The sequence below is a fragment of the Undibacterium sp. KW1 genome (assembly GCF_009937955.1).
Taxonomy (GTDB): domain Bacteria; phylum Pseudomonadota; class Gammaproteobacteria; order Burkholderiales; family Burkholderiaceae_D; genus Undibacterium.
Window position 1 is genome coordinate 2,595,915 of sequence record NZ_AP018439.1, and the last position, 14,683, is coordinate 2,610,597.

At 49.4% G+C, this 14,683-nt stretch carries 13 protein-coding genes; 6 read left to right on the forward strand and 7 right to left on the reverse strand.

Going from position 1 to position 14,683, the window contains the following annotated elements; translation table 11 throughout:
* From UNDKW_RS11715 to UNDKW_RS11735, 5 genes are all read left to right on the forward strand, one after another.
* Positions 1-3,273 carry an amidohydrolase family protein gene (locus UNDKW_RS11715; RefSeq protein WP_197893143.1) on the forward strand — a complete coding sequence of 1,091 codons (3,273 nt, stop codon included), beginning with the start codon at positions 1-3 and terminating at the stop codon, positions 3,271-3,273.
* Between the two features lie 255 nt (positions 3,274-3,528).
* Positions 3,529-4,722 carry an amino acid aminotransferase gene (locus UNDKW_RS11720; RefSeq protein WP_162058833.1) on the forward strand — a complete coding sequence of 398 codons (1,194 nt, stop codon included), beginning with the start codon at positions 3,529-3,531 and terminating at the stop codon, positions 4,720-4,722.
* Positions 4,723-4,781: 59 nt separating this feature from the next.
* Entirely contained in the window at positions 4,782-5,258 is a 477-nt protein-coding gene (locus UNDKW_RS11725; protein ID WP_162058834.1) for a hypothetical protein, read from the forward strand.
* A gap of 124 nt (positions 5,259-5,382) precedes the next feature.
* Positions 5,383-5,898 carry a hypothetical protein gene (locus UNDKW_RS11730; RefSeq protein ID WP_162058835.1) on the forward strand — a complete coding sequence of 172 codons (516 nt, stop codon included), beginning with the start codon at positions 5,383-5,385 and terminating at the stop codon, positions 5,896-5,898.
* Between the two features lie 14 nt (positions 5,899-5,912).
* Complete coding sequence (locus UNDKW_RS11735; RefSeq protein WP_162058836.1) at positions 5,913-6,260, forward strand: hypothetical protein; 348 nt, start codon at positions 5,913-5,915, stop codon at positions 6,258-6,260.
* A 32-nt stretch (positions 6,261-6,292) separates the two neighbouring features.
* Here UNDKW_RS11735 and UNDKW_RS11740 read toward each other — a convergent pair whose 3' ends face one another.
* The 7 genes from UNDKW_RS11740 to UNDKW_RS11770 all read right to left on the reverse strand — a co-directional run bounded on the left by UNDKW_RS11740 (position 6,293) and on the right by UNDKW_RS11770 (position 12,355).
* Entirely contained in the window at positions 6,293-6,850 is a 558-nt protein-coding gene (locus UNDKW_RS11740) for a redoxin domain-containing protein (RefSeq protein ID WP_162061900.1), read from the reverse strand.
* A 70-nt stretch (positions 6,851-6,920) separates the two neighbouring features.
* Positions 6,921-7,472, reverse strand: a complete 552-nt coding sequence (locus UNDKW_RS11745) for a carboxymuconolactone decarboxylase family protein (RefSeq protein WP_162058837.1) — start codon at positions 7,470-7,472, stop codon at positions 6,921-6,923.
* Between the two features lie 30 nt (positions 7,473-7,502).
* Positions 7,503-8,273 carry a hypothetical protein gene (locus UNDKW_RS11750; protein ID WP_162058838.1) on the reverse strand — a complete coding sequence of 257 codons (771 nt, stop codon included), beginning with the start codon at positions 8,271-8,273 and terminating at the stop codon, positions 7,503-7,505.
* A gap of 203 nt (positions 8,274-8,476) precedes the next feature.
* A complete protein-coding gene (locus UNDKW_RS11755) occupies positions 8,477-9,136 on the reverse strand; it encodes a MarR family winged helix-turn-helix transcriptional regulator (RefSeq protein WP_162061901.1) in 660 nt (219 codons plus the stop codon).
* 140 nt (positions 9,137-9,276) lie between these two features.
* Positions 9,277-10,122 (reverse strand): glutamate racemase, encoded by an 846-nt coding sequence (murI, locus tag UNDKW_RS11760; RefSeq protein WP_162058839.1) that lies wholly within the window; start codon positions 10,120-10,122, stop codon positions 9,277-9,279.
* A 55-nt stretch (positions 10,123-10,177) separates the two neighbouring features.
* A complete protein-coding gene (locus tag UNDKW_RS11765) occupies positions 10,178-11,701 on the reverse strand; it encodes a fumarate hydratase (protein ID WP_162058840.1) in 1,524 nt (507 codons plus the stop codon).
* A gap of 54 nt (positions 11,702-11,755) precedes the next feature.
* Complete coding sequence (locus UNDKW_RS11770) at positions 11,756-12,355, reverse strand: YqhA family protein (RefSeq protein WP_162058841.1); 600 nt, start codon at positions 12,353-12,355, stop codon at positions 11,756-11,758.
* A 301-nt stretch (positions 12,356-12,656) separates the two neighbouring features.
* Here UNDKW_RS11770 and acs point away from each other — a divergent pair, with 301 nt between their 5' ends.
* Positions 12,657-14,651, forward strand: a complete 1,995-nt coding sequence (acs, locus tag UNDKW_RS11775) for an acetate--CoA ligase (RefSeq protein ID WP_162058842.1) — start codon at positions 12,657-12,659, stop codon at positions 14,649-14,651.
* Positions 14,652-14,683 lie beyond the last annotated feature (32 nt).

Genomic DNA, 14,683 nt, shown 5'->3' on the forward strand with positions numbered 1-14,683 from the left:
ATGCGTGTGTCAAAACTGTTGCCTCTGGCCTGGGCTGTCGTACTGTGTTTGCCAGCATTGGCGGCAGAGCCAGTCACCAAGCCGGATATAGAAAAAAAGAAATGGGATGTCAATCATCCACCCGGCGAAAGCAAAACAGTCAATATTGACACCCGCACCGGCACGTGGATGAGCGTGGATGTCAGCCCCGACGGCAAACAACTGGTGTTTGATTTGCTCGGCGACTTATATACGCTACCCATTGCCGGTGGTGAAGCCAAGGCTCTGACACACTCTATCGCCTGGGAAATGCAGGCGCGCTTTTCGCCAGATGGCAAACAGATCGCCTATATGTCTGATGCGGGTGGTGGTGACAATGTCTGGGTCATGAATGTCGATGGCAGCAACGCACATGCAGTCAGCAAAGAGGATTTTCGGTTATTGAATAATCCTGTCTGGCACCCGAATGGCCAGTACATTGCCGCACGCAAGCACTATACCGGCACCCGTTCACTGGGTTCTGGTGAAATCTGGCTGTATCATCAGAGCGGTGGCACAGGCGTGCAATTGAATGAAAAACCCAACTGGCAAAAAGACCTGGGTGAACCGGCATTTTCACCTGATGGCTGCTATGTCTATTATTCGCAAGACACAACACCAGGTACGTCCTTTGAATACAATAAAAATTCTAACGGCCAGATTTATCAGATTTTCCGCCGTGACCTGCAAGATGGCAAGGTCAAAGCGCTCGTCAGCGGCCCTGGCGGAGCAGTGCGCCCCGTACCTTCTCCAGACGGCAAATACCTGGCTTTCGTGCGCCGCATCCGCAATCAGTCTGCCTTGTTCCTGAAAAATTTGCAGACAGGCGAGGAAACAGCAGCTTGGCCAGAGCTGGAACGTGACATGCAAGAAGCCTGGGCCATACAAGGTGTATATCCAGCCTTTGCCTGGATGCCGGGTAGCAAGGAGATTGTAGTCTGGGCCAAGGGTAAACTCTGGCGTCTAGACCCATTCAGCCACAAGGCAGTCGAAATTCCTTTTCATGTGAAAGATACCCGGGAAGTGCGCAGTGCCTTGCGCTTCCCGCAAGAAGTTGCGCCTGATCAGTTCGATGTGCATCAATTGCGCTGGGTGAATGTCGCGCCGCAGGGGGATAAAGTTGTTTACTCGGCGCTGGGACATATCTATGTCAAGGACCTGCCAAATGGCACACCACGCCGCTTGACTACGCAAAGCACGCATTTTGAATTCTTCCCCAGCTTTTCGCGTGACGGAAAGTCGGTCGTATTCAGTAGCTGGAATGATGAAAAGCTCGGTGCAGTCAGAACGGTTGAGCTTGCCAGCGGCAAGGAAACCATAGTGACCAAGGCCCCGGGTAAATATCTGCAGGCGCGTTTTTCACCTGATGGCAAACAAGTTGCTTACGTCAAAGCCAAGGGTGGCTACCTGACTACGCCCTGGCATGGCATGGAAACGGGCGTGTTCCTGGCGAATACAGACGGTAAATCCGAACCTCGCCTGTTGACGGAGGAGGGTGGTTCACCGCAATTTGGCAAAGATGGGCAGGCAGTGTATGTCACACGCACACAATATACTGGTGAAGTCGATTGGACTACTTCACTGGTACGCGTGCCTCTGGATGGCAAACCTGAACAGCCAGTCGCAAAAAGTGAATTTGCCGGTGAATTTGCGATTTCGCCAGATGGTGAATGGCTGGCTTTCGGCGAGCGTTACCATGCTTATGTAACGCCGTTCCCTCTGGCTGGCAAGGCGGTCACCATAGGGCAGAAAATGGATGCACTGCCCGTCAAGCAACTGGACGTGAATGCCGGTCAATACCTGCACTGGTCTGGCGACAGCAAGCGTATCAATTTCTCACTCGGCGATGAATTATTCAGCCGTGAATTGAAAGATGCTTTTGCTTTCGTGCCGGGCGCACCTGCCGAGTTGCCTAAGCCAGCAGAGCAGGGGCAAAAGATAGGCTTCCGCCAGACGTCTGACAAACCGAGTGGTTACACAGTCATATCCGGCGCCAGAATCGTCACCATGAAAGGCGAAGAAGTCATAGAAGATGGCCGTATCGTCGTCAAGGATAATCGCATCGTCAGTGTCGGTAAATCTGTTGATGTCGCCATACCCGCAGGCGCAACCCAGATCGATGCTAAGGGCAAAACCATCTTGCCGGGCCTGGTTGATGTGCACTGGCATGGCAGCATGGGTGAGAGCGGTATTATCCCGCAGCAAAGCTGGGTCAATTATGCTTCGCTTGCTTTTGGTGTGACGACCATCCATGATCCATCGAACGATACTGGCGAAATATTCACGCAAAGTGAATTGCAAAGAGCCGGACAAGTACTGGGGCCACGTATTTACTCTACCGGCACTATCCTCTATGGTGCCAAGGGCAATTTCGCCGCCATCGTCAATAATCTCGATGACGCCATGACACATTTGAAGCGTCTCAAAGCAGCGGGCGCGATTTCAGTCAAGAGCTACAACCAGCCAAGACGTGAGCAACGCCAGCAAGTGCTGGAGGCTGCCCGCCTGACGCAAATGATGGTTGTGCCTGAAGGAGGTTCGCTGTTCCAGACCAATATGAGCATGGTAGTTGATGGTCACACTGGTGTTGAACATGCCTTGCCAGTTGAAAAAGTCTATGACGACGTCAAACAACTGTGGTCGCAGACGCAGGTAGGCTATACCCCGACGCTGGGAGTTGCCTACGGTGGCCTCGATGGCGAGCACTACTGGTATGCCCATACCGATGTCTGGAAACATCCTCTGCTGAGTAAATATGTTCCGCGTTCAGTACTGGAGCCACGTAGCGTCAGGCGTGAGACTGCACCGGAAGAAGACTTCAATGTCATCAAGGTGGCGCAGACTGCAACCGCCTTGCAACGTGCCGGTGTTCCCGTCAATCTGGGAGCACATGGTCAGCGTGAAGGCCTCGCAGCACACTGGGAATTATGGACCCTGGTCAAAGGCGGTATGACACCGATGGAGGCCATACGCAGCGGTACCATCAATGGCGCACGTTATCTGGGCATGGATAAGGACATAGGCTCTCTGGAAGTCGGCAAGCTGGCAGACTTAATGATTATTGATGGCGATGTCCTCAAAGACATACAGCAATCAGACAAACTCAGCCATGTCATGCTGAATGGACGTTTGTATGAATCTGCTACCTTGAATGAAGTTGGTAAAAACAAAAAAGCACGCAAGCCGTTCTTTTTTGAGGGTAAGAGTGCTGGCGAAATGCCCATAGAAGCCGATGGACATGCGCACGGTCACTGATATTGATAAAAATCACTGACCTCATCAGGAATGAAGAATGCAGCTATTGAAAAATAGCTGCATTTTTTATGTCTTTCGTCAGGCAAACATACAGTTTGATCTGGCTATTCAAACAGCCTGTATCCTAAGTTGCTGGTGGCATGTGTCACAATAGAGGCTTGACGCATTAGTCTGGTGCATTTTATATTGCTTTAATGATATTAAATTGCCGGCTTTGCAGCCTTGATTCTATGTCCAACCATCTGGAGTTCTATCATGTTTCAGCACGTCGAAGCCTATCCTGGCGATCCTATCTTGTCTTTGAACGAGGCCTTTGGTAAAGACCCTCGCACCAACAAGATCAATTTGTCTATCGGTATTTATTTTGACGATGCTGGCAAGATTCCCATGCTGCCATCTGTGCGTGCAGCAGAACACAAGGTCGTGGCAGATGCTGGTGCCCGTCCTTATCTGCCTATGGAAGGTGCAGCAAATTTCCGCACGGCTGTGCAGGAACTTTTGTTTGGCGCAGACAGCGCAGCAGTCAAAGCTGGCCGTGTCGTGACCATACAGGCTGTCGGTTCCAGTGGTGGCCTCAAGGTGGGCGGTGATTTCATCAAACGTTATTTCCCGACATCGATCATGCTGGTCAGCGATCCTACCTGGGATAATCACAAAGCTGTGTTCGAAGGTTGCGGTCTGACTGTCAAAACCTATCCTTACTATGATGCAGCAACTGGTGGCTTGCGTTTTGATGCCATGATAGAAGCATTGAAAGCCGCAGAAAAGAAAAGCATCGTCCTGCTGCATGCCTGCTGCCACAACCCTACAGGTGTGGATCTGACGCAAGAGCAGTGGCAACAACTGGTGCCGGTATTGAAAGAGCGTGAACTGATTGCTTTCCTTGATCTGGCTTACCAGGGTTATGGCGATGGTATCGTAGAAGATGCCTATGCCGTGCGTTTGCTGGCTGACCGGGGCTTGAGCTTCTTCGTTGCGAATTCCTTCTCCAAGAGCATGAGCCTGTATGGCGAACGTTGCGGTGCCCTGAGTGTCGTTTGCCCGGATGCGGCACAGGCAGTCAATGTACTGGGTCAGATGAAGGCAACGATACGACGCAACTATTCCAACCCACCGCTGCATGGCGGCCAGTTGGTTGCCCGTGTATTGAGCGACCCTGAGCTGCGTCCTATGTGGGAAGCAGAAGTTGTCGCTATGCGTGACCGTATCCAGCTCATGCGCCGTAAATTGCATGATGTGCTGAGTGCGAAATTGCCAGGCCGTGACTTTAGTTACTTCCTGACGCAGCGCGGCATGTTCAGCTACACAGGTTTGACTGCTGAGCAATGTGATCGCCTGAAAGAAGAGTTCGGTGTTTATCTGGTCCGTTCTGGCCGTATGTGTATTGCGGGTTTGAATACTGGCAATGTTGAAGCGACTGCGAATGCAATCGCGGCTGTTTTAGGCTGATTGTCATTGTCCCTGTCCGCACGTCTTGCGGGCAGGGACTTTCATCGTTGTGGCTTTATATGAAAAATACTTACCTGTTGTCTTTACTGGTGTTTTTGACCGCAAATGCTTCTTCTGCTGAGCTGGTTTATAAAACCTATGTGAATGGTCGATATGGTTTTTCGATAGATTATCCAGACTACCTTATCCCGCAAGGTGAAGCTGCCAATGGTGACGGCCAGGTGTTTTTATCCAAAGATGGTGAGGCTGAGTTGCGTGTTTATGCCAGGGCCTGCATAGAGGAATGGGATACGACTCCGGCAGAATTCCTTAAAAAGGCAGAAACAGAAAAAGTGAAAGAAGGCAGGGTCATTTCTTATCGCGCCAAAGGAAAAGGTTTTGCCGTTGTCTCTGGCACCAAGGGCAAGCAGATTTATTACGATAAATTACTGACGACTGGTAACTGGTGTACTTTCTTCCAATGGAATTACGCCGTCAGTAACAAAGAAAAATATGATGAGGCAACCAGACTCATCGCCAACTCTTTCAAGCCCTGATCTTTCTATCCTGAAATAAAAAAATCATCAAAAAAATATCAAAAAAGATAATTCTTGCGATGATAAATTCAACTCAAAATGTTAATATGGCATTTCTGTCATTTTCATTCCATGCGGAGTAGTCATGAAGCCAGCTGTGCAATTATTGTGGTGGATGCGTGTATACCTGCTGGGGCTTTGTATTGCTCTCTCAGGGTGCGCGACCCAACTTGCACCCGCTTATGACAAAACGGTGGTTGATGGTTTGGCCGCCGTCAATACTGACACCATGATTTTGCTCGCCAGCGTGTCTAACGGCAGCGATAAAAACAGCTTCTCCTCCCGCGTTGATAATTACAATTCACTGATTGGACGGCTGGACGCACTGAGTTTGCAGGCTGGTGCCCGGCCCATGCCAAAAAACAAGGTGACCGATACCATTAATCAATTACTTGATAAACGTGGCAGCCCAGCCATGTCTGGTGACGACAGCACACCGCCTAGCGCGTATGCCATCAAAAAAGTATCAGAAACCTTGAGTAAAATGCGTGATGTTGACCGTCTGCAAGGCGTGACTGCTTATGAGGCGCAGGCTTTCAAGGGGCAGGCCGTGATCTATCTCGATCAGGCAATTACGTATGAAAATTTCTTGCAGCGTTAATTTGGGGAATAAATATGGCACTTGATCTTGATCAACTCGTCGCTGACATGCAGGCCGCAGCTTCTGGTGTTTTACAGGCTGATGTAACAACCTTGCGCGGATTTACGCAACAACAATTAAAAGCCATAGCACAACAGGCTGGGCTGGTCAGTACCGGCATATTGACCAAGCAGATTACGCCTGAAACCCAGCAGTTTTTCCTGGATGGGCTGGAGGATATGGCCTTAAGCTTCGCTAAAACCTTACGGGGTTTGCTGATGGTCACCATAGAAAAAGTCTGGAATGCAGTTGTAGGCGTACTCTGGTCTGCAATTTCCAAGGCGACCAATCTGGTATTGTCTGTACCGGTCATGAATTCTTGAAGCTTACTTGGCATATTCCGAAGCCGATTTTTTTAAGACAAACTGCACGAGTCTTCATTGCATCCCACGGCCTGCTTGGGTTTGCCTTGATTCGCGCTGACAAGCTCTTCTGTAGCATCTGTCTCTGCCACCAACTGACCCAGCATACTGCCTAATTTGAGATCATCAATGTGACCAAAGTGGTGAAATCTGATGCGCCCCTGCCGGTCTATGAGCAAGATGCTTGGCGTGCCGCGCAAGCCATATTTCTGCATGCTCAAAGGTATTCCACTGAAAGGATCTGACATGTCGATGGCAATCGGGAAGCGCAATCGGTATTCATGGATAAAGGCCTTTAAGGCTTCTTTACCCATCGCATTGTGATGCTCAAATACTGTGTGCAATCCTATAACAGCAAGTTCTTGCTGCGAAAATGCATTCCTTACCGCACTTGCCTGTGGCAAGCCATGTGTGACACAGGCGGGGCATAGCATTTGAAAACTATGCAGGAGTACAACCTTGCCGCGTAAAGACTGCAGGCTGATAGCAGTATCCGTGTTAAGCCAATCCGATGTGATAAGTTCAGCTGCTATGCTATTGATCATAGACATTTTTATTCTTTCCGTTTTATTTGAATTTATCTGAGCAAGGTGCGGAGTTATCCGCACCTTTAAAAACTGATTAATTTTTGCTGGCTGCGTTCAGCTTGACTTTGGGAAAATCAACCGGTACGTCCAGCGCCACATTGATATAGTTGGTGTACAGATTGAGAGCGACGTGCGCCATAATTTCAACGATATGTTCATCGTTATAACCATTTGACCGTAAAGCTTCCACATCGTCTCTATTGATTTGGGCTCGCTTGCTGACTACCTTCAGTGCAAATTTCAGTACGGCGTCGGTTTTCGCGTCATGTGAATTGCCTGACTGGGCTGCCGCCATTTCTGCGGCACTGGCACCTGCTTTTTGTCCCAATACGGTATGTGCTGCCAGGCAGTATTCGCACTGATTCTGATTTGCTATGGCAACTGCAATTTGCTCTCCCAGTTTTGCCGGGATGACGCCATTGCCCAGGGCCGCAAACGCAGACCACATGCTATTAAGGGCTGCAGTAGAGTTGGCGACAGCGCGGAACATATTTGGCGTAGCACCAAAGGCAGTATTGATGTCATTCAAAATGGCATGACGAGTACCAGAAGTTTCTTTGAGATTGATGAGTTGAATATGAGACATGGTGATTCCTTTTGGGTTTGCGATGTTGGCTTACTGATTGAATTTACCTGGCAGGCTGAGATTGCCTGAGGCGACTTTGAAAACATTGCTGACGCAAAGTAGTGGTGCATGGACGCTGGCATTGACGCGCAGAGCAGTGGTAACACCATCAAAGCCAGCAGACTGAATGCTGGCTATATCATCAAAAGGCACGCGTACTTCCAGCGTTTTGCCTTTGAATATAGGGTTCCAGCCCGGGCTGTCTATGAGTATTGGCAAGCCCGGCCAGGTTTTGGGCAGGCGGGGTTTGCTACCCTCAGGAATATCAACAACTTTCAGCGCATCTTTGCCGCAAGCCTGATCGGGCTGCAAGACTACCCAGTGTGAGTGCCAGACATTGCCATCATTGTTGGGATTGCCATCGCCGTTTTCATCAAACAGCGGGGTGTCATCAAAGTCAGGGTGAGAAGTTACGGCAAAAGCCAGGATGCCACTTTTAGGCTCGAAACCTACTATGGATGGATCCAGAGTGGTTGGCCAAACATAAGAGAAAACAGAGCTGCCCGCGAGCTTGCCTGATTTAGAAGGCTTGGTTTTGCCAGCCTTGCCGGAGACGGCAATATGAAAAATTGCCACATTGCCTTCAGTCGTAATCTTGGTATGGAAAATATCAAAGTCAGGTTTGATTTTGCTGCTGGCTTCAGTTTGTATGCCACCCTGATGTGCGTGATCATGAGCCGCGGCCCAGTGCGTTGTACTGGCGATGGTCAGGTTGAGACCTAAACCAAGACTGAGGCAGAGTTTTTTGTATCTGTGTTCCATGTTTATCTTTCAAATGTCATGTGACGGTTCTGTTTATCGACACGCATTGCCAGGCTAATTTCTGACGCGCGTACTGCTCACATCCGATGCAAGAACCACAGCATCAAATATTATAAATAGGAGTCCTAATTTATTGGGTCAAAAAATAGGCGATCTGCCTTGGTTAACTCATTTTCAGCTATTCCATTCTTGCTTATCCATTTTTATTTCATTTCTATTTTCTTCCAGTTATTGCGAATGATGTTGTTTGCTGTTTGTTGATGTTCAGGACAATCCAGGCGCAATTGCTCTTTGCGTAAAGGTGCATCCACCAGGGCACAATGGTGGGGGGCGAGCACATCTTCGTGTCTGTCCGGCATGAAGTGTGCACAAGTGACACAGGCGCGGATGTCTGGAAAATGTTCGGCTTGCTGCAATTTGCCTATCAGGTTTAACAGACTGGTAAAAGTTTGCTCTTGTGCTGCCAGTGATAATTGCGCTATGGCCTCGCTGGCAAAACCGGTTGCACTAGCTATTTTTTTTACCAGCGCATGACCATCGGTAGTAAGCTTCAGGGCTATAGCACGACCATCGTCTGGCGCGCGGGCTTTTTCTACCAGACCTTTGGCAGTCAATGAACTCACTGAGTCGCTGGCACTGGCCGTGCTGACGCCCAATTGCTCGGCTATCCATGATAGCCTGACAGCATCTTTGCGCGCCGCAAGCATGTCTATGATGTCGACTTGGGTAGGGTTCAAACCTTCAGACGTGGCAAACTGCCAAGTGCCCGAGCGCAATACTCCGGCAATTCTGGCAATCGCATCCAGTATGCGTTCACTGGTTGCTGGCGTTTCGTCCCAAGGATGGCTGGCTGTCTTTTTCATTTGAGTATTATGGCGCAATAAAATGGACATGTAAAGGAGTCCTAATTAAATTGTTTGTGCTTGGCTTTATTGTGGATTTACCTGCTTCTATGATTGGGTTTTATTAGTGCAGTCGAAGCCGGATGCATCTGGTGCTGAAATCAGGTACTGAAGGTGGAAACACTTAACTGATCTTCTGGTATGTTAATCCACTGGGTGCAAGCGTGTTTCAGCTTTTCTGGGCTTCCATTGGTGTAAGCGTTAATGTGGGGAATATCGCTGCTGGTATTTGTCAAATCACGCTCAGTTAGCAAACGCTGTATTTGGGATGCAACGGCTTTTCCAGTATCAATGAGTGTGATGGGTACGCTGTCAGGAATATACGCAGACGTGAGTTCCTGTATGAGTCTGGCTACAAAGGGATAATGGGTGCAACCGAGGACCAGGGTATCGACTTTTGCATCAAGCAAAGGGTTCAGATATTTTTCCAGCAAAAGCCGGGTTCGATCTGCATTTGCTTCGCCTTTCTCTATTTGATCGACCAGGCCTACGCAAGCTTGGGGGATGAATTCCACTCCTGTCTCTGCACTTAACTTTGTGTTCAAGTGCTGATATTTTTCGCTTTGTATGGTGGACAGAGTAGCCAGTACGCCGACTTTTTTTGTCTTGCTGAGCAGACTGGCCGGTTTTAAACCGGGCTCCATGCCAACAATGATGAGGTCTGGGTAATGCAATCGCAGATGCTTGATGGCCGCAGCAGTAGCTGTATTGCAGGCAACTACCAATGCCTTGATTTTCTTGCTCAGCAAAAAATCTGTGACGGCGATGCTACGCTTCAGAATTTCTGCACTGGTCTTGTCACCATAGGGTGCAAAACTTGAATCTGCCACATACAGCAATGCTTCATGTGGCAGGGTCTGGCGTATGTGCTGCAATACTGACAAGCCACCAAGGCCAGAATCAAATACTCCAATCGGAGCAGAGCGTGCAAATTCCTCTGATGCCATAAGGAGTATTTATTCTTGCTTCAGCCAGTAATAGTCAGTGATAGTCGGGGTGCGATCAGGATGCGCTGACAGGGATGATGCCTATCTTCGCTTGCCATTCTTTCGGGCCGGTATTGTGTACGGATGTGCCGCTGGAATCAACCGCAACCGTGACTGGCATATCGACGACATCAAATTCATAGATCGCTTCCATGCCCAGGTCAGCAAAACCAACTACCGTAGCTGATTTGATCGCCTTGGAAACCAGGTAAGCCGCACCGCCAACAGCCATCAAATAAGCTGACTGGTGTTTGCGTATGGATTCGATGGCGACCGGGCCGCGTTCTGCCTTGCCTATCATTGAGATCAGGCCGGTTTTTTCCAACATCATGTCGGTAAATTTATCCATACGGGTGGCAGTAGTCGGGCCAGCCGGGCCAACTGCTTCATCACGTACGGGATCAACCGGGCCTACGTAGTAAATCACGCGGTTGGTGAAATCGACAGGCAATGACTCGCCCTTGGCCAGCATGTCCTGAATACGCTTGTGGGCTGCATCGCGGCCAGTCAGCATTTTACCGTTCAGAAGCAAGGTCTGGCCTGGTTTCCAGGAAGCGACTTCTTCTTTTGTCAGAGTATTCAGATCGACGCGCTTGGATTTTTCTGTATCAGGTGCCCAGCTTACATCTGGCCAGTCAGACAGTTTTGGTGGTTCTATATAGCTGGGACCAGAACCATCGAGTACAAAATGCGCATGACGTGTCGCCGCGCAGTTAGGGATCATGGCAACCGGCTTGGATGCCGCATGGGTAGGGTACATATTGATCTTGACGTCGAGTACTGTCGTCAAGCCACCCAGGCCTTGTGCGCCTATGCCCAGTGCATTGATCTTGTCGCACAGTTCTATACGCAATTCCTCAGTCTTGTTTTGTGGGCCGCGTTGCTTGAGCTCATACATGTCGATGTCATCCATCAAGGATTCTTTCGCCATCAGCATGGCTTTTTCTGCAGTGCCACCTATGCCTATACCGAGCATCCCTGGTGGGCACCAGCCTGCACCCATGGTAGGCACGGTTTTCATGACCCAGTCAATCAGGGAATCAGAAGGGTTCAGCATGACGAATTTGGTTTTATTCTCAGAACCGCCGCCCTTGGCAGCGACTTTGACATCTACTGTATCGCCAGGAACCAGCTCCATATGTACTACGGCAGGCGTATTGTCCTTGGTGTTTTTGCGTTCAAAGTGCGGGTCAGCAACGATGGAGGCGCGCAGTTTATTGTTGGGGTCGTTATAACCACGACGCACACCTTCATTGACTGCATCAATGATGGAACCGCTGAAACCTTCAAAGCGCACGCTCATGCCGATTTTCAGGAATACATTCACGATACCTGTGTCCTGGCAGATAGGACGGCGGCCTTCCGCGCACATGCGCGAGTTGGTCAGGATTTGTGCAATCGCATCTTTTGCTGCCGGGCTTTGCTCGGCTTCATAGGCGCGAGCCAGATGGGCGATATAGTCGGCTGGATGATAGTAACTGATGTATTGCAGCGCTGCGGCTACGGATTCGATCAGATCGTCTTGCTTGATGACTGTCATGATTTGGCTCTTGGCTAGGTAATAAAACTAAGTAGTAAAAATTAAATGGTGAAGTTAATGATCGTTGCTGGCTTGGGCAGTCTTGGTCATGATTTGATCGCAATAGGCAATGGCTAGAGCGGACATCAAAAATACGATATGAATACAAGTCTGCGCAATGATGGCAGGTGGTTCGTAGTTAGCTGCGTTGATGAAGGTCTTTAGCAAGTGTATCGATGAAATGCCGATGATCGCCATGGCCAGTTTAACCTTCAGCACAGAGGCATTGACATGAGATAACCATTCAGGTTGGTCCGGGTGCCCATCGAGCCCCAGGCGTGAGACAAAGGTTTCATAGCCGCCTATGATAACCATGATGAGCAGGTTAGAAATCATGACCACGTCTATCAGGCCCAGCACAACCAGCATGATGGTCGTTTCAGTCAGTTTTGTCGGTCTGACGCTGCCAGTAGAAACAGCATCAATGATGTGTTTTAGCGCAGTTTCATTGCCCATTGCAGCCCCGATCAAATCCACAAGTTCAACCCAGAAGTGGAATACATAAACGCATTGCGCAAGTATTAATCCGAGATAAAGTGGTAGCTGCAGCCAGCGGCTAAAGAATATCAGGCTGGCAAGGGGGGATAGTTTGGCTGGAGAAACTGGTTTGGTCATGTCGGCAATCGGTGGTGGAAAGGGCAGTTTTTAACGCAAGCCCGTATTTTACATGTGCACGGCCTGCTCGTGTAGCGCGGCAGATATAGCTATTTCAATATCAGGTATGTAGTGGAGATGTAATGGTATCTTTGTGGTATCATTTTTCAAAAGTGCAAGCGTAAGGCTTGAGTAAGTCTCCAAGTTTAAGGTTTGCCCTGTGTTTAAGGATGATAATTATTGCCACGATCTGGTGCAATGCCAGCTTGGGGTAAAGCTGTAGTGAAGATTTTAATCTAACGATAACAAGCTGGAGATAACAATGTCTGACATCAACGCTGCGCAAGCTGAAACTAAAACAGAATCCCGCGTTTTTTACCCACCTGCCGCATTTGTTGCCAATGCAGCTATCCCAAGCATGGAAGCGTACAACGCCCTATGCAAAGAAGCTGAGCAAGATTATGAGGGCTTCTGGGCACGTCTGGCACGCGAAAATTTGCACTGGCATAAAGATTTCAATACCGTGCTGGATGAATCCACAGCACCCTTGTACAAATGGTTTGAAGATGGTTTGCTGAATGTGTCTTACAACTGTCTGGATGTGAATCTGCAAAAGGGTAATGGCGATAAAGTAGCGCTGATTTTTGAGGCGGATAGTGGTGAAGTCACCAAAGTGACGTACAAGGAGCTGCATTCAAAAGTCTGCCAGTTTGCCAATGGCCTGAAGTCTCTGGGTATCAGCAAGGGTGACCGTGTTGTGATCTACATGCCCATGTCTGTTGAGGGCGTGGTTGCCATGCAAGCCTGTGCACGCATAGGTGCAACACACTCTGTGGTGTTTGGTGGCTTTTCGGCAAAATCTTTGCAAGAGCGCATTGTGGATGTGGGGGCCGTCGCTGTTATCACGGCTGATGAACAAGTCCGTGGTGGCAAGCATTTGCCTTTAAAAGCGATTGTGGATGAAGCGCTCGCTCTGGGTGATTGCGAGAAAGTGAAAAACGTTGTCATCTACAAACGCACTGGTGGAAACATCAATGTTGCGGAAGGACGTGATGTATGGATGCATGAACTGGTAGTCGCCCAGGCGGCAGTGTGTGAGCCTGAATGGGTCAGCGCAGAACATCCTCTTTTCATACTGTATACGTCAGGCTCTACCGGTAAACCAAAAGGTGTGCAGCATTCATCGGGTGGTTATTTGTTGTGGGCTATCCTGACAATGAAATGGACCTTCGATGTCAAGCCCTCAGATGTGTTCTGGTGTACTGCTGATATAGGCTGGGTAACAGGTCACACCTATATTACCTATGGCCCGCTGGCAGCAGGCGCCACTGAAATCGTGTTTGAAGGCGTACCTACTTTCCCCAATGCCGGGCGTTTCTGGAGCATGATAGAAAAACACAAGGCCACCATTTTCTATACTGCGCCAACAGCGATACGTTCGCTGATCAAGGCTGCGGATGCTGACGCCAATATTCATCCCAATAAATTTGATTTATCATCCTTGCGCTTGCTGGGCTCTGTCGGCGAGCCTATCAACCCCGAAGCCTGGATGTGGTACTACAATAATATAGGTCGCACCAATTGCCCGATTGTTGATACCTTCTGGCAGACAGAAACAGGTGGTCATATGATAACGCCTTTGCCAGGTGCCACGCCTATGGTACCGGGTTCCTGTACTTTGCCTTTGCCAGGCATCATGTCTGCTATTGTTGATGAGACAGGCCATGATTTACCGAACGGGCAGGGTGGTATCCTGGTTGTCAAGCGTCCATGGCCGTCAATGATACGCACGATCTGGGGCGATCCTGAGCGCTTCAAGAAAAGCTATTTCCCGGAAGAGTTCGGTGGCAAAGTCTATCTGGCTGGTGACGGTGCGATACGCAATAAAGATACCGGTTATTTCACTATCACTGGCCGCATTGATGATGTGCTGAATGTATCCGGTCACCGCATGGGCACCATGGAAATCGAATCTGCCCTGGTGGCGAACCCACTGGTGGCTGAAGCTGCTGTAGTAGGCAAGCCTGATGAAACAACAGGGGAGGCGATTTGCGCCTTCGTGGTATTGAAGCGTGCACGCCCAACTGGTGATGAAGCCAAGCAAATTGCGACCGAATTGCGCAACTGGGTAGCGAAAGAAATTGGCCCTATCGCCAAGCCCAAGGAAATCCGCTTTGGTGATAATTTGCCCAAGACACGTTCTGGCAAGATTATGCGTCGCTTGCTGCGGGTATTGGCAAAAGGTGAAGAGATCACCCAGGATATTTCTACACTGGAAAATCCAGCTATTCTGGAGCAACTGAAGCAAGCGCAATAAGCAAGCAGCAAATGCATTAGTTGAGGAGTAAA